The following is a 22,446-nucleotide window of genomic DNA, read 5'->3' on the forward strand; positions in this document are numbered from 1 at the left end:
CACGATTCTGCAAATCTAAAAATCCTCACACTCATACTAGGTATGAAGGAGGAAATTCTTGGCCAAAAACAACACTATCCGGTTAGAGCTAATTTAATGTTAAATGAAATCATTCTTTGGCTGCGTCGGCAGGGTGAAGCTCCAGTCGCAGAAAATCGACTGGAGAGGCTCTTCTATGCGAGAAAGTTTAATCAGATATTCCTGACGCAGCAATGGCATACTTCTACCTCATGATCACCCTTTTATACCCGTCGTTACAATCCCCTCCACTATAAAGCGTTGTCCAATAAAGAATGTAAGCAAAACCGGAAGAATAAACATTAGTCCTGCTGCTACAGAAACAGGCTGAATGATAAGCTTGGTATCAGCTACAAAGTAACCAATTGAACCTAGGGCTGTCGCGAGATTATAGTGCTCCTGACTCATAAATAAGAAGGGAGTGAAATTATCGCTCCAATTCCATTGGAAGGTAATGATCGCAACGGTAGCAACAACAGGTAATGAAAGCGGCAAAAAGATACTCCAATACGTACGAAATATCGAGCAGCCATCGATTCGAGCAGCTTCCTCCAGCTCCTTGGGAATAGTAGAAAAAAATTGCCGATAGAAGAAGACAAAGTATGCCGAACCATTACCAACCCCGCCGCCAATTCCCCAAATCAGCCAAGGCAAAAAGCTATTTAATAAATGTAATTTATGAAATAAGATATAGGTTGGGATCTGCGTAATAATACCAGGTACCATTAATGTAGATAAAACCAATAGGAACAAGAAATTTCGCCCAGGTACTTGAATTCTAGCAAAAGCATATCCTACCAACCCACTGGTAAACGTTGCGGTGAAGACTACAATAGCGCATAAAATAATAGAATTTTTAGTATACAACCAAAAATCGATCATCGTAGTTGCAAATTTATAGTTTTCCCAGTTGAAGCCTCTCGGTATAAGTCCCGGTATCGCATTCCAAGAATTTAATGAATTTATTAAAGATAGGTAAACCGGAAATATAAAAAGCAGAGCACAGAAAATGACTATCAAGTAAATGAATCCAGAAGGAGCTTTGTTCGCTGTTGTTGCTCTCATCACTTGCCCTCCTGATCGGTTTCATAGTGAACCCAATATCGGCTCGTAGTAAATACAATAATCGATAAAACTAAGATAACGACAAACATCACCCATAATAATGCCATTCCATAGGCATACCGTTGTGTTGCCATAATAACCTGAACAGCATGAACCGCATACAGATATAGCGGCTCAATAGGGCGAACCAGCAGCTGGTCGCTAGTTAAGAGAATAGGTTGTATAAAGACCTGTAAAGAGCCAATAATTCCTGTAATTATATTGAAGAATATAACCGGTGTCATTAACGGAACGGTAATGCGAGTTAGGCGCTGAAAGGCAGATGCTCCATCGATCGAAGCGGCCTCATACATTTCGTTTGGAATTCCTTTTAGACCTGCCAAATTAATTATGATTCCATTCCCGCATCCCCAGAGCAGCAAAACGATTAAGGTGAACGTCGCATGGTCATAATCCAACCAATTGATCGTCGGGATATGCAAGCTCGTGAAAATGGAATTCAAGATCCCATCGTTCCCTGCAAAAATAAACTTAAACATTAATACAGTGGATATAGCAGGAACAACGGAAGGAAGATAAAAAATCGTCCGATAGATTCCGCCTCCACGGAGCTTTCGATTTAATAGTAAAGCTAGCAGAAACGCGATTGCTGTACCTAAAGGAACACCAATTGCGGTAATCTTAAGTGTTCTTCCCATCGCATGTAAGGCATCGGAATCGGTAAACACCAGCTTGTAATTATGCCAGCCCATGAATTTCAAATTGTTCATATTGAAACCGTAATAATTCGTAAAGCTAAGATACAGTCCATAAAGCAGCGGGATCAAACTTAATAGGATAAATACAATAAACCAAGGGGAAATCATCAGATAAAAGGCAATTATTTTGCGAGTTTTTTCTTTCATGCAGGCCACTCCTTAAGTAAAGGGGAGAGTTCTATGATAAACTCTCCCCCATCATCTATTTAATTAATTCATTGCATTTTTAGCTTCTGTAATGGCAACATTAGCGTCTTTGGTCATTCCTTTGACAGCATCATCAATGTTTGATTTTCCAAAATAGAGCGGGTTGACATATTTATCGAATATTCCCCAGCCACCGCCTGAAAGATAAGGATTAACGGGTAAGAAATCACCTGAATATTTAAGCTCATCTTGAAGCACCGCGTATACTGCTTTATCAAAATCGGTTTCTTGCGGCAATAGGCTCATCTTGCTTGTGAATGCTGGCAAACCCCAACCTGTTTTAGCCCGATCATCTGCAGGCTTCCCTGCGAAAAACCATTCAAAGAATGTCCATGCTTCTTTAGGATGTTTAGATGCTTTGTTAATGATGGCTCCAGTTGCCCCTCCTGTTGGAGAAACCCTTTTGCCTCCTGGTGCCAATGGAGCAGGCATCATCCCGAAATCACTTAAATGTGTTTTGGAGTTATCATTAGAACGAAGCGCACCACTATACCAATAACCATTAATCAACATCCCTAATTTATTCTGTGTAAAGAGATCGCCGCCTGAAATTTTATCTCCGTTTACTGAGTTTGGACCAATATTGCTTTTAACCGCATCCACCCACATGGCGATAAAATCTTTGACTGCTTGATTGTTAAAATCCATAGAAGAATTATCTGGTGCGTTAATCGCAACACCTGCACTTGCTAAATAATCCAGCATGATATTAAAGTTAGGCTCTGTTTTACCCCACTCGGTAGCAGCCAGCCCATATTGCTTGCCTTTAATCGTCAATTTCTTAGCTAATGCCATGATCTCTGGCCATGTTAAAGGAATTGTCGGATCTGGAAGCGCAACTCCTGCTGCTTCGAATACTTTTTTGTTATACCAGATGGTGTAATCGCTGCTCCAATCCTTGGGTAACCCATAGATCGGGCCTTTTCCAATGGTTTGGCCATCAAAACGGAATACATTATCTATATCCATTAAATCATCTTTATTGATAACCGTGCTTGCGTTAATTTGTTCTGTAAGATCCATTGCGATTCCCTTAATTACGTAGCCTCCCGTTTCGAAAGCCCCTGAAATCCGTAAGACATCCGGCGCGTCGCCAGTTGCTAATTGGGCAGCTAATTTCGTCGCATCCAGCTCTACAATTTCTATTTTTATATTAGGGTTTGCCTGCTCAAATTCTGCGATTTGATCCTTGGACAATTCCCCGTTTGTAATACTGGTCTTGATTGTAACGATCTCAGCGGGAGCTGCTGGCTCTGCTGTTGGAGCTTCAGTCGCAGTTGGTTCGGCGGTTGCTGCTGTAGTTGCCGCAGCTGTTGCAGCAGCAGTCTCAGGTGCAGCCGAGCTTGAAGAATTGGAATTACCTCCGCAGCCTGCCAGCAAGACGAACACTAAAGCTGTAATTGTCATTAAAGAAACTGTTTTTTTCATTCTTTTTCCCCCTCAAATAATTAGAAGCCAATCACTTCCTGTCTTTAAGAATACAGCCAATATGTAAGCGTTTGTATGGGGTAAAGCTCTAATTTGTATGGTATTTCTACGGTGTTTATCTAGAAGGATTCCTTTTCGATAGCTAGCGGAAATTCCAATTTAATTACGGTCCCTTTCATTAATTGGCTGCTCACCACCATCGACATTTGATCTTTATAGAATAACTTCAAACGATGATAGACATTTTTCAAGCCTATTCCGCTGTCTTCCCCGCTTAAGTCGCCAAGCTCTCGTTCCATCTCGGCTCTCAATCTTTGTAAGGTCTCGTCGTTCATCCCAATTCCATTATCACTCAATAGAATTTGAATCCGATCGCCCTGAATAGCAGCTGAAATACGAATAATTCCACCTGACTCCCATCCAACAAAACCATGTTTAATTGAATTTTCGATAATCGGCTGAATAATAAACTTCAAGGTTGGAATTCCTCTTAATTCCTGTGGAACGTTAATTTCCGCAAGGAAGCTATTGCCGAAACGAATTTGTTGAATCGTGATATAGTTTATGGCATGCATCAATTCCTTGTCCAATTCAACCACATTAGAACCTTTGGAAATGCTGTAACGGAATAAATCTGCTAGTGCGCTGACAAGTGTACTGATTTCGTGATTGCCACTCTTCATACTTCGCATGTTAATAGCTTCCAAGGTATTGTATAGAAAGTGTGGATTAATCTGCGCTTGCAGCATCTGCAGCTCGGCTCGCGTTTTCATTGAAATCAAATCGTTTTCCCTCATTTTGTTATTAGCGTTTTCCTCCATGATGCTCATGTTCTGCCGGATGGTTTGATCGAGCTGTTCGATCATGCCGTTATAGCTTTTAATAATGCCGCCTATCTCATTATCCTCGTTGTAAGCGACCCTTTGTGCGAAGTCACCCGCTCCTACCGCCAGCATCGTATCCTTCAATTGCTTTACCGGCTTTACTAGAATTTCCGCGATTATGAATGCAGCCGCCATGGATAACAGAAATACGATGAACATGATTAACAGAAACTGCTCTTGATAAACCCGATTTTTTTCAATGATTTCATTGTTAATATAACTGATCGAAATTCGCCAATTTGTGTTTGGAATGACTTGCGTAAATCGATACTGCTTCGCCGGATTTGATTCAGTTAAAACCCGCGACTGATAAATTATTTTACCGGTAGTGTCAGAAATATAATAGGAAGCGTTGATCAGCCCTGACTCAACATTCTGAAAAATCGATTGTTTTGGAACTAACAGCAAATAGGTTACTACATTGGTATCACTATTAGGCTCTATCCGTTTCACGAGCGCTGCTGAAGTATGGTTGAATATATCTTTATAATTCGAGACCCAGTAGGAGTCTTCCCTATTTTGCAGGTATCCGGGGTTCGTATTAAAAATGTCCTTATTATTCGAAAAGATAGAGGAGTAAATACAAATTCCCCTTTCATCCAGCAGCACAAAATAAGAGACATCATTTAGTCCGGGGAATATCGAAAGGTTGATCGCTTTCGGAGCATTCGAGCCTGGCTGATAGGAATTCATATCGGTTATATAATTCTGAAACTGCTTGCTTACTGAAATTCCGTTCAAGATATTCTCCATAGATCTTACTCCATTTTGAATGCTTGCTACTGTATATTGACCGATTGTTTCCATTGAATTTTTCATCTCTTTTTGCACATCCTGTGTCAGAAAGCGGGAATAGAGAATTCCATCTGAAATCGCAGGTATACTTACCGCAGTCAATAAAACCAGAATTAATTTATTACGCATGGAGATAGAATGAAAGCCCTTTTTGATCAAATTCTCAGGTAACGAACGCAGCACCATTTCATTAGTAATCGACTGATTTTTAAGTTTTTTAGAAATAATCCTGAACGGTTTAAATACCTTTCTTAGATAGAACAAGCTGATAAATAAGGTTACTAACAGGGTTAACAAAGATAACCCCACCATTTTGAACAGCAGGGTATAGCGAACTAGATAGGATGAGTTTTGCACCTCTGTATGAATGGCTCTAAGCTGAAACGGCGAAAGCTCTTTAACCGTGTTAGTGTACAAAAGATTAGAAGCGGCTGTGCTGCTGCTTTCTTTGCCAATATCCTGAAGAATGGCTTCATCCTTGATGTTTGACCATAGAATATTGTTCTGAGCATTGACGACAGAAAAAAGCGATTCACTATCGTTTTTAGAATGTGGCATAGCCTGTTGAAAAAAATTATCTTTCAAAACAATGACAATAAAAACTCCGTTTTCATTACCGTTAGTTAGTATTAAATGGTTCTTCAAGTTGGAAATGAATGAATTCAGTTGATCCAAGTTGGCTTTGTTCAGCAGCGGGTAATCTGTTCGATAAAGCTTTGTGAAGTCATCTTCCTGATAGTATGTAAATTGATCATGATCTGCGATAAAAAGACTGTCCAGCTTTGAATAGCCGAGGACGTCCATTTGAATGTCAGTCAATTCCTCAAACTGCGAGGATTCGGTCACTTTGCGAAACGACTTCTGATTAACATCTTTGCCGATAAAATAGATGGAGCTAATGATTTCTGTAGACAAATTTAATGTATCGAGTTTCCTCAAGAGCTTTTGTTTTTCCTGATTTACTATCTCATCTTCACGCAGGTTCATCAGATCTTTAAAGAAATCACTGAATTCAGGTGTTTGCAGCAGCAGCAATAAATTGTTAACGTCATTTAATTGATAAAGCAGGCTTTGCTGAAATTGATTCAGCACCTCAGCTGCTCGTTTCTTATTCATACTGTTATCAATAGAGCTAGCATAAGATATACCGATATAAACTAGAACAATCTGCGCGACAAGGGTCAGCATAACAGATAGCATAACAATTCGATTCAGAGTTGGACTAAGCTTGCTTAGCTTTTTCTTCAATGCTAGCCCCCCTGAATCTGTTTAAATTTGCCCCTGTATTCATTTGGCGTTTTTCCGGTGAATTTTTTGAATACTTCTGAGAAATATGCCGGGTCGGAATAACCAACCATCTCTACGATTTCATAAACCTTCACATTGGCTTCTTTTAATAAATCAACAGCTTTGCTCATACGCAGAGAGGTTAGAAACTTTAAATAAGTCACCCCAGTCTCTTTAAATAACGCAGATAGATGACTTTGTGATATATAAACATGCTCCGCGACTTCCTTAAGAGTAATACTGCGATGATAGTGGTCGACTATAAATTGCTTAGCTAGTACCAAAATCATGCTATTCTGCTCAATACCCATTTCATTAAGCGGCTGGATATTCTGTTTGATTATTGTATTTGGTGTTTTCTGATTTAACGCGGAATCGTCATCTGACTGGAAATAACAGATGGAAGACTCCTGTTTATTGCCGTTCAAGGTACGTTCAGCCGATCGCGCAGATAAACGAATATCTGTCGGCTGCTCCACGGTGCGTCCAATTCCTATAGAAAAGGTAGATTTGAACAAACCCATATATTTAAGCCACTGAGAGAGTGTGTTTCTAAAATTATCATGTGAATCATGCTTTGTAGAAAGAAGGTAAAATTCAGCGGTAGCTTTATTAACTAAATGGTATCCCAGCCCTGAGCTATCCCAGATATCATGGAGTATATTATCCAGTGAAAATACCAAAAGCCTTAATTCACGTTCCGAGATCCTCTGTTCTTGCAAGGAAAGGCGGTCTAAGCGAAATAGGGCTACTGTATAACAATTACTATCAAGCAATACCTCGGCTTCTGAACTCATTTGTTCCATATCATAAGCTGAAACCTCAGCATGAATAAGCTGGCGGATAAAGTCATCGCGCAGCACTTGGGTCAGCTGCTCTTCCTTGCGCTTCAGCACGGCTGTCCGATATTCAACTTGTTTCTTCTCATCTAGCTTGTTAACTAATAATCCCAATGACTGGGAAAGTGAAGGGAAATGAACAGGCTTCAGCAAATAATCCGTTGCCCCATATTGAATGGCTTTCTGAGCAAATTCAAAATCGCTATGACCAGATAGAATGATCACATGGATGAACGGATACTGTCGTTTCAATATTTCAATCAATTCAATTCCGCTCATAAACGGCATGCGAATATCCGTCATAATAATATCTACAGGCTGCTCAGCAACAAACTGAAGCGCTTCCAATCCATGTGCACAGCACCCGACAACCTGTAAACTTAAAGACTCCCACGGCCAAGCGATTAATCCATCACGGATTTCTTTCTCATCATCGACAATGAGTACTTTATACATAGCTTTCACCTCACTAATAGCCTAATTATAGCTTAACAGAAAGCAGTCTATTGAGGAAGAAATCTATAAAAGATTGGCTGTCTACAGCTTTAGCCACCTGTATAACAGAGCGTTCTGCTTGCATCTCCGCACCCGCAATTAATTGGTCTTCGCGATTTCGATCTGTTCGATTGAAGGTCAGGCCTCGTGTAGCTGTTCCGGCCAGTTCAATCGATACAGCCTCACGCTCAAATTGTAAAAGCTCGCGACCAAAAATACCATAAACAGCTAAAGCATCATGCAAAATCGGGTATTTTCGCCCCTTATTATTTATTTGCCATTGCTCGATTAGCTGCCATAGCAAACGGATAAGCGGAGAGTTCAATTCTGTTTTTAGCCGCTCTAGCTGCTCCCCATTCATTAGACACTGCTTAGTAACATCCAGACCCACAGCGTCGATTGGAATCCCCGATTGAAATACTATGTTCGCCGCTTCCGGATCGCAATAAATATTCCACTCTACATAATGAAAATAATAGGCGCCGCCCATCATGACTATTCGTTTTAATTTCTGTTTTAATCGTGGTTCCTTCAACAAGGCAACAGCTACGTTGGTTAATGGACCGATCGTGACTAAAGTAACCGCTTCGGGCGCATTCATAATACAATCAATCAGATAATCAACTGCATGAACGGAGCTGATTTCAAGCGTCCCCATCGTTTCCTCGCTATATTGACAGGGAATAATTGTTTCATCTACAGGCTGATTCATAGGCTGGCCACAGCCTGCATAAACCGGTATCTGTCCAAAGCCAGCAGTTTGCAGCAAATTCACTGCAATTCTCGCCCTTGCCTGCGTATTACCAAGTACAGTGGTCACGCCAAGTATATGAATCTCTGGGGAATGCAAGGCAAATGCAAGAGCCAAGGCATCATCAATATCGTCACCAATGTCTGTATCGATAATAATATTCTCGCGATTCATTAGCCGCCTTCTCCTCTAATTTAATTTCCTATTCTGCTATGCCTTCTCCATAATAACGTCACTTTGACAGGTGCTCATACAAATCAGCCGCTTTCCGACAGCTAACTCCTGATCAGAAATCAGGCAATAATCTGCATATTCCTGTTGAATAGCACCTTCTTTTATTTCGAAGAGACACGTTCTACAGGTCCCATTGCGACAGCTATAAGATATATAAACACCTTGGCGGATGGCTGCATCTAGGATAATTTCGTCCTTTTTAATTTCGAATGTTTGGTTGGATGGAAGCAGCTTGATTTGATAGCCAGACATTTACTTCTTATTCTCAACAGCAGCAAATGAACCGATTTGATTCCAGATCGAGCCAAATGGGGTATCGCCTCCACGATTAGGCAGCTTAACCAGACCCACATCACAGCGCACAACACCGTGGTTACTGCCGCATATAAGTAATCCAGTATCATCAAACGTATTATCTGCTAATTGCTGTGCATCATCGGAGCGGTAAGAGAACACAATGCCTCTTCTTGGTTTACCAGATAAGTTAGCTTCAGAGCCATGCAGCGTCAACGCGTGATGAATACTGATTCCCCCAGCCCTCGGAGTAATATCGACAACCTCATAAGCAGGATTCGTCCAATATTTGCTCTCCTGACAAGCCGCAACAAAACGTCCATTTACCTCATGATTCAGAATCCCCAGCTTATGGCTGCCTTTGGTCATCGACATACAGCCGTTTTCTGGCGTAGCATCATCCAACATAATCATCACGGATAGTAGATCCGTATTAGTGTGCGGGTAGAAGGCATAATCCTGATGCCAAGGAAAAACACCTACACCCCGTGAAGGTGGCTTCGTTGCGAGCTTGGAATGCTGCAGCTGAATATCTGGCCCTAACAAAGGCTTAATCTTCTCAACAATTGCAGGATGCTTGGCAAGCTTTAGAAAAATCGGGTGCAGCGAGGTTATCCCTAGGGCATGCACAGTTTTCGTCTCATAATCCTGTTGCGATCTTAAGGCGAGGATTTGCGGTTTTTCACAAGCTTGTCTTAATTCTTCCACTTCTTCTTGAGAAATTATATCGTTAAACACGAGAAAACCATCCTGCCAATATTCTTGAATTTCACTATCCGTTAGACCCACTACCTGCTCATTATGCATGTTAACTCTCCCCCTAATTTTCGGTTTACCTTGCTCTCTTATCATAAAGCCAATAAACCGCTTCCAGATATAATCAACTAGGGGTAAAATAACACGATTCGGTGATTACTCAAATCCGATAAAGCAGCGGATTTAATCGACTGTTGATTGGATCACCTGCTTTAAGTCCTGGCATCCATCTCTCTAAATCAGATTTTCGTGCATTACTATCAGGTTCTAATACACGGGTTTCATCTGCTATATAAATAATTGTCATAACCTCTCGTGTATGGGCAGTAGGGTTGCCTGGCGCACTATGCAGCGTCCAGCCAGCGTGAAACGTGGCATCTCCTGCTTGAAGAGCCCCATAATTTGCTTGTGGCAACTTCTCAGACTCTATATAGGATTTGAGTGTCTGATGCGACATATCCGAAATTTCCATTTTACTTATATAACCATGCTTATGTGAGCCGGAGACAAAGGTCATCGAGCCCACCTCATCTGGAACATCAACTAGCGGCATCCACAATGTAATAACTTTGTCCGTATCCACCGGCCAATAAATTTGATCCTGATGCCAAGGAGTGTAGCCCCCGCCCGGTTCTTTGAACAAAGCTTGGTCATGATAAATTCTTACACCAGTCACATTCATCAGCTCTGCTGCTACTTTTGCGAACCTTTTGGCGAAAACGAATGGCTCAATCAGCTTGCTTTGCTCCCAAAGATTCATGATTTGCAAGAAAGCCTTGCCATACGTATCCCGCTTCTCCAAGGGTCGTGTTTCTTGATTCAAGCGCTTAACTTCATCGACAATTTGTGGACGATAATGCTCAATTAATGATTGACTTGCTAAACCACGAAGCAAGATATGACCGTCATCTCCATAGCGAGTGATCTGATCTTTATCCAGGCTGTAAGGTTGATTTAATTCTGAAATTTGAATATTTCCTTGCATTTCCTCATCTCCTTGTAGTTGGTTCTTTCCTCATGATATCATGGGATAAATAAAATAGATTTCAATAAAACCGAACATAATTTGGACTTTTCCGTAAAGGAGGTAGCTGCTAATGCCCGTTTCATTGTCGTTCTTATCACAGCAAGCGGCATCCTGGCAAGATCTCACACCATCGGTGCATTGGGCTCAGTCCCATCAACGTGCTCCTCAATTTGAATGGAAGCGGCGGATTTATGATTATGAGCTGCTATACGTTCGTCAAGGTGTGATAAAAGTAAATTTAGGTGGAGAGTCCTTAGTGGTATCTGCTGGAATCATTATATTGCTTCCAGCGGGTATTCAGCATGAGATTGAAATTATATCCAAGCCCAATGCCAGCATGCTAGGCATTCATTTTGATTTTTTTGGTGAGCTTAAAGCTTCACGGGATGAGGATATTATTGTGGACGAGAAGCAGCCTTTAGAGCATGACTTTTGCACCATGCCTATTATCGACGCTCAGCCCTTGTTTACATTTCAAACACTTCCCCTTCCTCCCACCGGCCTTATCCTTATGGAAGCAATAATTCATGAATGGACTCAACAGAAGCTTGGCTTTCAGCTTGCTTGCCGCGGGCTGCTGCTCCATTTATTCGCACAGCTAATAAGGCTGCAAACGGAGAATAAGCGCATTCTTCATCCCAAATACGAAGCAAATTTAATACAGCTGGTGCAAGCTCTGGATATTGGCTACGCTGAAAAATGGACAACTACCCGAATGGCGAATTACTTAAATGTCCATGAAGATTATATGACCAAGCTTTTCAAAGATAGGATGGGCATTAGCCCCGTTAAGTACTTGAATAGTAATCGCCATGCCGCAGCCAAACTACTTTTGCGTGAAACAGATGAGCAAATCGAAGCTATAGCCCGGATGGTCGGATACGAAGATATCCATTATTTTAGCCGTGTATTCCGCCAAAGAGAAAGCATGACTGCTTTCCAGTATCGCAGGTTTTCACAGCTCTAAAATATTTCAGCATAATAAAGATGACAAGTTGACAAAGTTAGCTTAAGCTAATAAGGAAATAACAGGATTTGGTGGAGGGGATCATAAGATGAACGGCAGTCTCGAGTTTTTTTCTTACCGCACTCACGAAACCGGCTCCTATGTCGATTTCCATAAACATGAATGCTTTGAATTGGTTTATTATACTACAGGCAAAGGAACGATGAATCTAAATGGTGAGCTCCTGCGTTATTCGCCACATAGCGTAACTTTAACGCGACCCAATTATATGCATGATGAACGGCATGAGGAAGCGACCGAGGTCATCTTCTTCGGTTTTCTTTATGACGACTTCCCTGTTCATTTAACCAACGCAGTCATCCTCGATACTCCGGAGAAAGAAATCCTCGCACTTATGCTCTGTATGAAGGAGGAAATCCTTGGCCAGAAACAACATTATACAACTAGAGTTAATTTATTGTTAAACGAAATCATTCTCCTTATAGGTAGGCAAAGTCATGCTCCTGCCTCAGATAACCTTCCTGAAAAATTGTTCTACGCAAGAAGATTTATAGATGAGAATTATACCCAATCCATTCAGCTCCATACGCTTGCTGAAATTTCCGGGTACAGCAACGACCATTTCCGTCATTTGTTCAAGAAACAAACCGGCTTATCTCCACTAAACTATATCCTAAACAAAAGAATAGATGCGGCGAAGAGATCGCTGCTCAACTCAACCGCCAGTGTAAGTGAAATAGGTATGGACTGCGGGTTCTCAACAACCTCGCAATTTATTGAAATGTTTAAACGCATTTGCCTTAAAACTCCACTTCAGTTTCGGCTCAAAGGCAGTAAGGATTAAGCCAAGTCCGCTATTAAAGCTGACCACCAATTTACTTGCTTGGAGCGTCCCGCAAGCGTTGGTCCCAGGCTATGCCAGCTTGCAATTAATGTTTTTGACAAACTCAACATTTCTTCCAATCCACTAAATTCCGGAGCAAGCCATTTTCGGCCAATTTGTGCATGCAGCACTTCATCGGCCCAGTCATAATCCTGATACATCCCTGCTAATGCATTATTAGAAGATTTGGCAATCAACCATTCCCACCGCTTACCTGTATCCTTTTTCATCAGATCTTGCTCAATCCCCCACAGAATTAAATGCGACTGTATAGGTGTAAAGTTCTCATTCAATAAAGTTGAAGCATTAATGCTTATAGGGTATTTGTAGAACGGGACTCCAAGCTTATTTAGCGCAACTTCACCCATCATCGCGTGTCTAGCCTCATCCCATAGCTGCCTGCTCATATCCAGATAATAGTCCCAACTCTTCCCCTTAGTTTTATATAGGATCGGTGCCATCCACTCTGGTACATCCATTTCACGAACACGCTTAAATAACAATGCATAGGTACGTTCCTCTGGGCTTAACTGTTCGTCCTGATAATAATCATCTATCTTAGCTGCTTGATTAAACCGATCTATAAATCTAGCATCTCGTTGAGGTGTAGCATCCATTAAATACACAGTACCATCCGAACGAGGGGTAGGCAGATCCTGTGAATCCTGACTGTCTGGAACAATTAGATCATTTGCCACACCACCAGCTGCTGTTAGATAAAAGGTAATATGATTATTCCAGCGCTGGGCAAGCTCAATTAATTCCTGATCTTGCTGCAATGCTCTTGAAGCATGTTGTCCCCATACTGCCATTTCCTCTTCCTCAACCAACATTTGCTTTAGCATCCGCAAGGTCGCAAAATCGGCTAGCGGATTCGTTATAGAGATATGCTGCTTTAAGGCTCTAATCATTTCTGGTTTAATGACATTGTAGATCCCTATCAATAACTCCACTGTATTCTCTGAACGAATCAGTTCATCAAAAACCAGCTTTAAACGTTTATCCGGCACTTTGTCCAAGTGTAAAGGTGGTTCACGCATTTCAGCTATTCTTTTGCGTAGTGCTGCGGAATGCTCTGCCTCTAACCATAGATGCAGACTGAAAGCACACTTCACCTCCCACTCCGGGGTTTTCGCTAAATGAGCAGCAAGTATTAGATGGAGCTGGGTTTTAACATAATTATAACGTTTCAACAAATTCACATTCGTCTCGATATCATAGCCTTGCCTGCTTGCCTCCTCATAGCTGCAAATCCCCGCTAGTGGCAGAATCCCTAAATTATCAATTTGTACTGGCATTTCACAATTCAGCTCCTTCAGTATGTATCATTAATACATAGTCTAAAGGATTTTTATTTATATTTCTTTGTCTGTTTAGCTTATTATTTTTATCTAAAACGATTGCCAGATGATAATAATAGACTTATAATGAGCTGCAATAGACGATGAAAGCAGGAAATCCCATGTCCGTTCAATCAGCCAAACTTGATCTCTCAGAACAGCTTATTGTCCCTTATATTCGTGAGGCTGATTATGCCGTTCGTAAACCATGGCTTATTCACGGCCGTAAAAACCTCGATTATTTACTGATTTATGTCGAGGAGGGAAGATGCATTTCGCATGTAGAGGGTACAGATTATGTTCTGGAAAAGGGAGATTTCTGCCTCATTCAACCTGACCAATATCACACTTTAAAAGGTGTAACCGATACAGTTACTCCGTTTGTGCATCTCGATTTTTTCTTCAATCCTGATCGCGAAGGCAGCTTTCTATCCTCACCAGGCCTTGTTGATTTAACTCCTTATCGGCAGTGGCTTCAGCCTCAGCTTAATGATTTCGCAGATGTTCACATCCCAGTAAAGTTTCACTCCACCGACTCTTCCCAGCTGCTCGAGACACTTTTACGATTAATTCGGCATTGGCAAAGTCAGGACCCGCTTAAGCTGCTGGAGGTTCAGCACCTAGGCATGGAGCTATTTCTCAGCTTATTACGCCAATTCGGCAGTATGAAACCGTCCAACTTCACAGTTTCTCCCTCGCTTGATTGGATTCCTTCCTTCTTAGCATTGCATTTAGCTCAGCCGCTTTCAGTTAAAGACATGGCGGATAGGGCCAAGCTATCTCCTTCCCGATTCAGTGCCGTTTTCCGGCAGTACTATCGTGTTTCCCCACATCGTTATCTGTTGCAGCTTCGCGTGCAGCACGCCTATAAGCTTTTGACCACAACAGAATATGCCTTAGCAGATATCGCTGAATATTGTGGATTCTCCAATATCCATCACTTCTCCCGTGTGTTCAAAAAAATAACCGCGCAAACCCCTGGGAGTCTGCGTCGGTCATAATAAGTGCTGTGAATCTCGCTTTTTACAATGCACGATCAATTGGGAAGCCTTCGCCAAACCATGCTTTCTTAGCGGTCCAAGCTTCTTCCCCTTGCCAGAAGGAAGCCGTTGCCGCTAATCCTAATGGCAGAAAAACCGCCGCACAAAGATATAAGCTCCCAGTGGAAATATAACTCTCACCAATATCCGGCTGATAGCCGCTAAATCCTACACGCAGCCAGCCTTTATCATCAAACGTTCCCGGTATTTCCATAGTTCTTCTCATTACAGCAGTAAGTCCGCACCTGACTTGGGCTGGCTTTATGGCCTCATCCAGTTCATTACGCAATGCCATCTGTGCCAAAAGCTGAAAGGCACCAAAACGATAGGCAAGCGATCTGCCAATAGGAGGAAAGCTGCCTTCAGGCGATATCATTCTCTCCAATGTAGAAGCATACCGTTTTGCTCTTGTAATGAAAGTTGGCTTCATTAAATCCCACTCCATATGTAAGCCTAGCATAGTTTCGCTAATATCGAGCAGCATGGGCTGAATTACAAAGCTATTATAGTAGTCATTGTGATACTGAGGTCCATCTCCATAGATACCATCACCTAAATACCATTGCTCATGCTGACGCAAGGCATAATCTATCCTCATAGGGTCCCAATCTTCTCCCATTCTGTAAAGTGCCACTTCAATGATTGCACTAAATAGCAGCCAATTGCTATAAGCAGGCTTACGGCTGTGCGTGGCTTTTAAGCATGTAACGACATTCAGTTGGACTCGTTTCTCAAGCTTATTCCACAGCTGATCTGGCGCTCTGAGAATGGCATGAGCCAAAAAAGCCGCATCGACAATCGGTTGATATCCCTCTGAGAAATTCATATAGTCAGGTGATTTCGGATCTGTCCCAGCGTCCATTGATTCACGAGCCAGAAGTCTAAATTCCTCGCGAAAAACGCACTCCTGCTCCTCGCCACCCTCTAATTCAAGCCACGGAGCTATTCCGCTTAACAATCTTCCCATTGCTTCGAGATGCATATATGGACTTCTATCTTGTCCTGGACCACTTATCGGCATGGTTGCTTTTAGCTGTCTAGCTGCTAATGTACTTAAAACAGGACGCGCTATTGTATCCAACTGCTCCAGCCAGTAGACTCGATCTTGCAAGCCTGGATTCATCTGCATCACTCCATCCACTTTATTTTAATCATAACAAAAAAGGAATCCGCAGACTACGCCTTAAAAAAGACAACGTCTGCGAATACCTCCGCATTTTTTATTAAACCATTATTTAATTCCTGCGCTCTGTAGATAAGCAAGCCATTGTTTTTTATATTCTTCTTGAACTTTATCTAAGCCAGCCGCTTTGGCTTTTTCCATAAATGTTTTTAAGCCCTTTTCAACATCAGGCACAAGTCCTGCAATTAGCGGGTACATATATTGTTTCTCTACTTGCTCTAGTGCAGCTCTTTCAGCCTGATAAGAGGAATAATCCTCGGCAAATCCGGTAAAGATATCCGGTTGTTTAATCTCATCCAGCTTCTTGAAAATTTCCTTTACGCCATCAAAGCCTTTGTCGAACAGCATATATTCTGGATTTCTCCATGCCCAGCTATTCATTGCTTCTCTTGGGAAACCGTTAGATGTTGCATCACCAATCATTTTATAATATCCGTCTTCTACCGTATAGTTTACGCCTTCAATTCCATATTGAGTTAATAGATTGTAATTCTTATCTGTAACTAATTTTTCGTAGAAAGCAATCGCTCTTTCCGGGTTTTTACTGCTTTTTGGAACAGCAAATGCGTTATGCATCGGGTGAACCGGTTCCGCATGTCCTTTAATGTACGGAGCTGGATAATAAGCAAGCTTCCAATCCGGATGTCCTGCGGTCATTCTTAATTTTTGATCATTGAAGCGATTGGGATTGTCGCCAATAAGAGCAGCGGCTTTTCCGTTGACAAGCAGATCGGTATCCTTGAGGTTTAGAATATTCTTTGACCAAAACCCTTTATCTGCCCATCTTTTAAACAATTTCAAATCAGCTAAATTTTCCTCAGATCCCCAATAAGAAGTGACTTCAGAAGGTGTTTTATATTTAATGCCCACTCCATAAGGAAGCGGTCCTCCAACTGGATCATCCGTTATATTCTTAACTGTATCCGAAATACTTTCTCTGACATTTGAGTTTACACCAAGCGGAGTAAGAGTCGGTACATTTTTTTTAATTCCTTCCAGATAAGCTTCGAAGGTTTCCAAAGATGTCGGTACAGGTAAATTATACTTTTCTCTTAGATCATCCCGATATACAAAACCAGTTGTGACGTATTCTTTAAAGGTTGCTGGCATCGTAAAAATTTTACCATTAATCTTAATAGCATCCCACATATCTTGAGGTACAAAGCTATATAATTTTGGAGCGGCTACAGGCAGCATTTCATTTAATTCAATGAAGGCTCCTTTATTAGCATACTGTTGGAACTGTGCCCATTCCGCTGTGAAAATCAAATCAACGGGTTGGCCTGAAGACAATAACAGCTTATACTTCTGATCCCAATCCGTCCAAGTCGTGTAATTGAATTTCACCGTTGCGTTAAGATCCTTTAATGCCATTTCATTAACTTTATCTTGAATTATAGCTAGATCCTTCGGAGCATCGCCAAGCATATAAAATTGCAATTCAACTTTCTTCGAAATATCTAGACCAGCTTTGGGAATATCCGTTGCATCAGGTGCCTTTGTTGCTTCAGGTGCCTTTGTTGCGTCTACTGCTGGCGCCGCTGTTGCAGCTGCATCTGGTGCTGCGGTTGGTTCACTCGTTTTCGAGCTGCTGCACCCGGCTAATAAGGTAATTGCTAAAGTGAAGGCCATTGTTACGTTGAAAAATTTTTTTGAGCTCTTTGTCATGTAAATCCTCCCTTAGTTTAATTAAATTATATGTCAGCTGGTGGGCATTTCCCACAACAGTTCTAACCCTTGACGGCACCAATCGTTAAACCTTTTACAAAATACCTTTGGATAAACGGATATAACAAGAGGATCGGTCCGGTAGTTATCATCGCCATCGCCAATTTCATTGATTCCGTGGGCATATCATAACCTAGCGTTACGCCCGTACTTACACCTAATCCGTTTGCAAACGATGCTGCGTTGATAATGTTGTACAAGAAATATTGCAGTTCATATTTCGCTTGCTCAGTGATAAACATCGATGACAAAAACCAACTGTTCCAATATTGCAAGGCTAGGAATAAGCCAACAGTCGCAATGCCAGGCATAGACAATGGGAGCACAATCCGATAATAGATTCTAAAATCATTGGCACCATCAATCTTTGCCGATTCTGATAATTCCTCCGGAACAGCTGCTTTAATGAAGCTTCTCATCAAAATAATCAAAAAGGGAGTCATTAATCCCGGAATAATAAGTGCCAAATACGAGTTTGTTAAATGCAGGTATTTAGTCATTAGGATGTACCACGGGACTAAGCCGCCACCAAATAAAGTAGTGAAATAAATAAAAAACGATAGTTTATTGCGGTACTTAAAATCTTTTCTTTGCAGCACATACCCTGCCATTGTCATCAAAAGCAATCCAGTAAAGCTTCCGATAACCGTAACTGAAGTTGTTACCATATAGGCCTTAATAACTCTTCCAGGGAACACGAGCACAGCATCATAAGCTCTCCAAGAAAAGACCTTTGGAATAAGATGATAGCCATCTACGATAATCGATTCGTTCGAAGTGAATGAACCTGAGAGAAGGAGTAAGAAAGGAAAGATACAAACTATCGAAAAAAGAATAAGAATGGTATAGCCAATAATATTAAATAGCGATGAATCGGTAGTTTTTGCCTCCAAGTGAATTCCTCCTTATTAGAATAATGCGTATTCCTCATTCGATTTTTTAATTAAGTAGTTTACCGTGATAATCAAGATAAACCCGAAAGCGGATTGAAACAATCCTGCCGCTGTTGCCATTCCAATGTCAAAAGTCACCTTGAGTGAACGGTAAACATAAGTATCGAGAATATCTGTCGTGTTAAATAACAATCCGTTATCTCCAATCAGCTGGTAAAACAGATCAAATTGACCTTTCATGATGCTTCCAAGTGAAAACAAGAATAGGATCATAAAGGTTGGCTTCAGCATGGGAATTGTAATATACCAAACACGCTGGAATATATTAGCCCCATCGATTTTCGCTGCTTCATAATACTCATCGCTTATTCCTGTAATGGTTGCCAGATAAATAATCATGTAATAACCTAAGTTTTTCCAAACATAGAAGGCAATCAATAGAAAAATCCATGCATTTGGCGTGTTGTATATATCTTTAGGAGTTGCTTCAAACATCTTAAGTGTCGAGTTTAGAAACCCCGTTTCATAATTAAATAGGTTGTATGCGATTGCATTTAATAGAACGAATGAAATAAAGTAAGGCAAAAACAACACGGATTGCGTAATCTTTTTAAACATTCTTCCCCTTATTTCACTTAACATGATTGCACAAAAAATAGAAAAGGAGTTCACCATTACAATAAAGGCGAAGTTATAGCCAATTGTGTTTCTTGCAAGCTTCATTAGGACCCCTGATTTAAATAAAAACTTAAAATTTTCTAAGCCTACAAAAGGACTCCCAAATAATCCCCCACCAAAATCAAAGGTTGTGAATGCGTAGTAAATACCGATCATGGGAGCGTATGAATTAATCAGAAAATAGACTAGCGTTGGCGCTATCATAAGAAACAAAATCTTATTCTTATTTAACTCATGTAAAAACCCTTGTTTTTTAATCATTGCAATATTCCCTCCTCGTTAAATTAATGTGTGTACTTCTTCGATATGCTCGTATTGTAAACCGTTTCTGCTCGCTAAATATACTGCACTTATAATCATAATCGTGAACAACCATCCGAATAATTGCCTTGTAAAAGATGCACATTTTCGACTTTCATGAACAATCCATACTTTTTCAACTGTTTTTCCGCTTTTGACAAAGCGGCTCCATTGTAAGCAGATTTGGTGTACGGTATAATTTCCAGTATTAAGATTGGAGGAAGATACAATGTTGCTGCGCACTCGTGGAAATCAAAAAGTGTATCGCAATATTTTAATGAGCATCATCTTATGTATAGTTATTACTTTACTTATCTCCTCCACAATCCTATATATTAGTTTCAACGCGATTGCTTTGAAGCAGGTATATCAATCCGATTCCAAAAGCTTAATGGAAACTAGCCAAACCATTTCCACAATAACGGAGATAGTCTCGAAGCTTTCTTTTCAGATTTATCGTGATTATTCTATTACCAAGCTGTTTTATTATGAGAAGCCCAATATTTATGACGTTACGTTTGCCATGGACCAGTTGATTAGCTATCGCTTAGCGATGCCGTTTATTGATTCCATCTATGTGTATAGTGGAATATCGGATATTTTTTATGTGAGCTCTAATAATTCTCAAAGCGGGCTGCAGACAAAAACGGATCTTGGAGATCCAAGCATGGTTGGCATCCTAGGCCATTTTCAAGACTACATTCCCTTCCAACCCATTCCCAGAACATATATCCAAGGTACAATAGATCAGAAAGAGATTAGCAGCTATTCCTTCTTGTGTTATGACGCGATAAATTCGAATCATACTTTAAACTCTGCTGTTGTTGTCAATATTTCTGAATCATGGATCAATCGAAGTGCAGGAAAGACTTATAATACGAGTAATGAATTTATCATAAATTCGGCGGGATTATTATTCTCTAACAATGAAAGCGATCCCATCATGACCGACTATTCCACAAAGAAATACATGAAAAAGATTTTGGCAGATAGTGATTCCTCGGGCTATATAGTAGATTTGGTCAATCGCACCAAATCATTAATCTCATATACTAAACCAGACACACTAGGCTGGCGCTATATTCGAGTCACCCCCTATGCGGATATTACCCAGGAAATCAGAAGTATGCGCTTGAAGACCATTTATATTAGCTTGGCTATTCTGCTGATTGGTTTGTTTTTTTCCTTCTATACCTCCAAAAAGCTTTATACACCGATTGATAAAGTGTTAAATCGGATCCGAGCATTAGAAATAGAGCAAAGAAACAGTCTGCAAATTCTCAGGCAGGATTTCCTTCGTAATATCATTCTTGGCAAGGAAAGCTATAGCTCGAAAGCATTGCAGGGTAAATTAAACTATTTTGGTTCTAAAATTAACATTCTTAACAGCTCTCAGCTTGTCCTTATAAAAATCGATCATTTTTCAGAAGCGGTCGAGAAATATAAAGAAGAAATTAAACTAATTCGCTACGCGATGATGAATATCACTACGGAAATTGGATTCCCCTATTTTAATGTAGAAGCCATCGATATGGGTGATGATCAAGTCCTGCTGCTGCTTACAGCCCGTGACAACACACAAGTGCCAAATGAAGCTATATTCTCGGAAATGATTCAAGGCATGAGCAGCGCCATATTAGATTATCTAAAGCTATCCGTTTCGATTACCATAAGTCCTGTCAAAGAAACGGCTGAACAAAGCATTCTGCTCTATAAGCAGGTAATGGAAGCTTCCTTTCATCGCTTGTTTAAAGGTCCTAGCAGTTTGATCTTTTCCGAACAAATTATGAATTATAAAGTGAAAGAATATATCTATCCCGCACAAAAGGAGAAACACTTAGTAGAATGTCTGATGACAGGAAAATCAGCTGAGGCTCAAAAAATATACAGTGAAATTGTCAGTGAAACGGAGGATTACCCTTATAGTGTAGTGCAGCTGGCCATTTCTCATTTAATGCTAACGACAGATAGTGTGATCAATACGATTAAAAAGAACAATGCGTTGATCCTGCAGCCTGATTTTGACTCAACCATTCTACCTTTAAATCAAGTTGAATCCATTGAAGAAATCAATCAACAGTTTTACGGATTATTCGATGAATTGAAGCGCAAGCTTGAGGAAAAACGCAGCAATAAACACGAGGATATGATTAAGCGGATGAATGAAATCATTGAACGAGATTACTCCAATCCGAACCTTTGCTTAAATTCAATTGCCGAAGAAATGGATATGTCCCCAATCTACATCAGCCGATTATACAAGCAGCAAACCTTGATTGCTTTATCCGATGTGATTCAGGAAGTAAGAATGAATAAGTCAAAAAATATGCTTAAGGAAACCAACCTATCCGTTGCCGATATTGCTGAGAAAACAGGCTTTACGAGCAGCTCCTATTTCTATAGAATGTTCAAAAAATGTAATGGGGTTACACCTAATGATTTTCGCAAGCAGCTGATTTGAAGGAAGTAATTAGAAAAAAGGCTGTTGAGAAACTAAGAGTGTTACGAATCTGCATATCGGTTGCGGCCGCTCTTGAAATTGCATCCTCTTATTAGACAGTGGTAAGGATGCAATTTTCAAAGGCGGCACGTAAAC

General features: G+C 40.7%; 19 protein-coding genes. 5 read left to right on the forward strand and 14 right to left on the reverse strand.

Features of this window, described 5'->3' with window-relative positions:
• Nucleotides 1-42: 42 nt before the first annotated feature.
• The gene (locus EHS13_RS26470) at nucleotides 43-234 is read left to right on the forward strand and encodes a hypothetical protein (protein WP_155703262.1); all 192 of its coding nucleotides are present in this window, start codon (nucleotides 43-45) and stop codon (nucleotides 232-234) included.
• On the opposite strand, the gene EHS13_RS26475 is transcribed toward EHS13_RS26470, so the two are convergent.
• The 9 genes from EHS13_RS26475 to EHS13_RS26515 form a co-directional block, all read right to left on the reverse strand.
• A complete protein-coding gene (locus EHS13_RS26475) occupies nucleotides 235-1,083 on the reverse strand; it encodes a carbohydrate ABC transporter permease (protein WP_155703263.1) in 849 nt (282 codons plus the stop codon).
• Nucleotides 1,083-1,988 (reverse strand): carbohydrate ABC transporter permease, encoded by a 906-nt coding sequence (locus EHS13_RS26480; RefSeq protein ID WP_155703264.1) that lies wholly within the window; start codon nucleotides 1,986-1,988, stop codon nucleotides 1,083-1,085. The genes EHS13_RS26475 and EHS13_RS26480 overlap by 1 nt, the downstream gene beginning before the upstream one ends.
• Before the next feature lie 63 nt (nucleotides 1,989-2,051).
• Nucleotides 2,052-3,476, reverse strand: coding sequence for an ABC transporter substrate-binding protein (locus EHS13_RS26485; protein ID WP_155703265.1), 1,425 nt, complete (start codon nucleotides 3,474-3,476; stop codon nucleotides 2,052-2,054).
• 119 nt (nucleotides 3,477-3,595) lie between these two features.
• Entirely contained in the window at nucleotides 3,596-6,403 is a 2,808-nt protein-coding gene (locus tag EHS13_RS26490; protein WP_155703266.1) for a sensor histidine kinase, read from the reverse strand.
• A 2-nt stretch (nucleotides 6,404-6,405) separates the two neighbouring features.
• Nucleotides 6,406-7,737, reverse strand: coding sequence for a response regulator (locus EHS13_RS26495; RefSeq protein WP_155703267.1), 1,332 nt, complete (start codon nucleotides 7,735-7,737; stop codon nucleotides 6,406-6,408).
• Between the two features lie 25 nt (nucleotides 7,738-7,762).
• Nucleotides 7,763-8,701: a nucleoside hydrolase gene (locus tag EHS13_RS26500; RefSeq protein ID WP_155703268.1), complete on the reverse strand. Its 939-nt coding sequence runs from the start codon at nucleotides 8,699-8,701 to the stop codon at nucleotides 7,763-7,765.
• A gap of 36 nt (nucleotides 8,702-8,737) precedes the next feature.
• On the reverse strand, nucleotides 8,738-9,013 hold the full coding sequence (locus EHS13_RS26505) for a 2Fe-2S iron-sulfur cluster-binding protein (protein ID WP_155703269.1): 276 nt from the start codon (nucleotides 9,011-9,013) through the stop codon (nucleotides 8,738-8,740).
• Nucleotides 9,014-9,862 (reverse strand): phytanoyl-CoA dioxygenase family protein, encoded by an 849-nt coding sequence (locus EHS13_RS26510; RefSeq protein WP_162463266.1) that lies wholly within the window; start codon nucleotides 9,860-9,862, stop codon nucleotides 9,014-9,016.
• Nucleotides 9,863-9,971: 109 nt separating this feature from the next.
• Entirely contained in the window at nucleotides 9,972-10,796 is an 825-nt protein-coding gene (locus EHS13_RS26515) for a phytanoyl-CoA dioxygenase family protein (RefSeq protein WP_155703271.1), read from the reverse strand.
• Nucleotides 10,797-10,908: 112 nt separating this feature from the next.
• On the opposite strand from EHS13_RS26515, the gene EHS13_RS26520 reads away from it, so the two are divergent.
• Complete coding sequence (locus tag EHS13_RS26520; RefSeq protein WP_155703272.1) at nucleotides 10,909-11,805, forward strand: AraC family transcriptional regulator; 897 nt, start codon at nucleotides 10,909-10,911, stop codon at nucleotides 11,803-11,805.
• Nucleotides 11,806-11,893: 88 nt separating this feature from the next.
• Entirely contained in the window at nucleotides 11,894-12,649 is a 756-nt protein-coding gene (locus EHS13_RS26525; protein ID WP_155703273.1) for an AraC family transcriptional regulator, read from the forward strand.
• On the opposite strand, the gene EHS13_RS26530 is transcribed toward EHS13_RS26525, so the two are convergent.
• Entirely contained in the window at nucleotides 12,646-13,986 is a 1,341-nt protein-coding gene (locus EHS13_RS26530; RefSeq protein ID WP_155703274.1) for a hypothetical protein, read from the reverse strand. The two genes, EHS13_RS26525 and EHS13_RS26530, sit on opposite strands and share 4 nt — an antisense overlap.
• 164 nt (nucleotides 13,987-14,150) lie before the next feature.
• Here EHS13_RS26530 and EHS13_RS26535 point away from each other — a divergent pair, with 164 nt between their 5' ends.
• The gene (locus EHS13_RS26535) at nucleotides 14,151-15,029 is read left to right on the forward strand and encodes an AraC family transcriptional regulator (RefSeq protein WP_162463267.1); all 879 of its coding nucleotides are present in this window, start codon (nucleotides 14,151-14,153) and stop codon (nucleotides 15,027-15,029) included.
• A 22-nt stretch (nucleotides 15,030-15,051) separates the two neighbouring features.
• Here the strand turns inward: EHS13_RS26535 and EHS13_RS26540 are convergent, their stop codons facing one another.
• The 4 genes from EHS13_RS26540 to EHS13_RS26555 all read right to left on the reverse strand — a co-directional run bounded on the left by EHS13_RS26540 (nucleotide 15,052) and on the right by EHS13_RS26555 (nucleotide 19,811).
• Complete coding sequence (locus tag EHS13_RS26540; RefSeq protein ID WP_155703276.1) at nucleotides 15,052-16,191, reverse strand: DUF2264 domain-containing protein; 1,140 nt, start codon at nucleotides 16,189-16,191, stop codon at nucleotides 15,052-15,054.
• A 108-nt stretch (nucleotides 16,192-16,299) separates the two neighbouring features.
• Complete coding sequence (locus EHS13_RS26545) at nucleotides 16,300-17,919, reverse strand: extracellular solute-binding protein (RefSeq protein ID WP_155703277.1); 1,620 nt, start codon at nucleotides 17,917-17,919, stop codon at nucleotides 16,300-16,302.
• 62 nt (nucleotides 17,920-17,981) lie between these two features.
• A complete protein-coding gene (locus EHS13_RS26550; protein ID WP_155703278.1) occupies nucleotides 17,982-18,872 on the reverse strand; it encodes a carbohydrate ABC transporter permease in 891 nt (296 codons plus the stop codon).
• A 15-nt stretch (nucleotides 18,873-18,887) separates the two neighbouring features.
• Nucleotides 18,888-19,811 (reverse strand): ABC transporter permease, encoded by a 924-nt coding sequence (locus tag EHS13_RS26555; RefSeq protein ID WP_155703279.1) that lies wholly within the window; start codon nucleotides 19,809-19,811, stop codon nucleotides 18,888-18,890.
• A gap of 268 nt (nucleotides 19,812-20,079) precedes the next feature.
• On the opposite strand from EHS13_RS26555, the gene EHS13_RS26560 reads away from it, so the two are divergent.
• Entirely contained in the window at nucleotides 20,080-22,311 is a 2,232-nt protein-coding gene (locus EHS13_RS26560) for a helix-turn-helix transcriptional regulator (protein WP_155703280.1), read from the forward strand.
• Nucleotides 22,312-22,446 lie beyond the last annotated feature (135 nt).

This window comes from Paenibacillus psychroresistens, assembly GCF_009728935.1.
GTDB lineage: Bacteria > Bacillota > Bacilli > Paenibacillales > NBRC-103111 > Paenibacillus_AC > Paenibacillus_AC psychroresistens.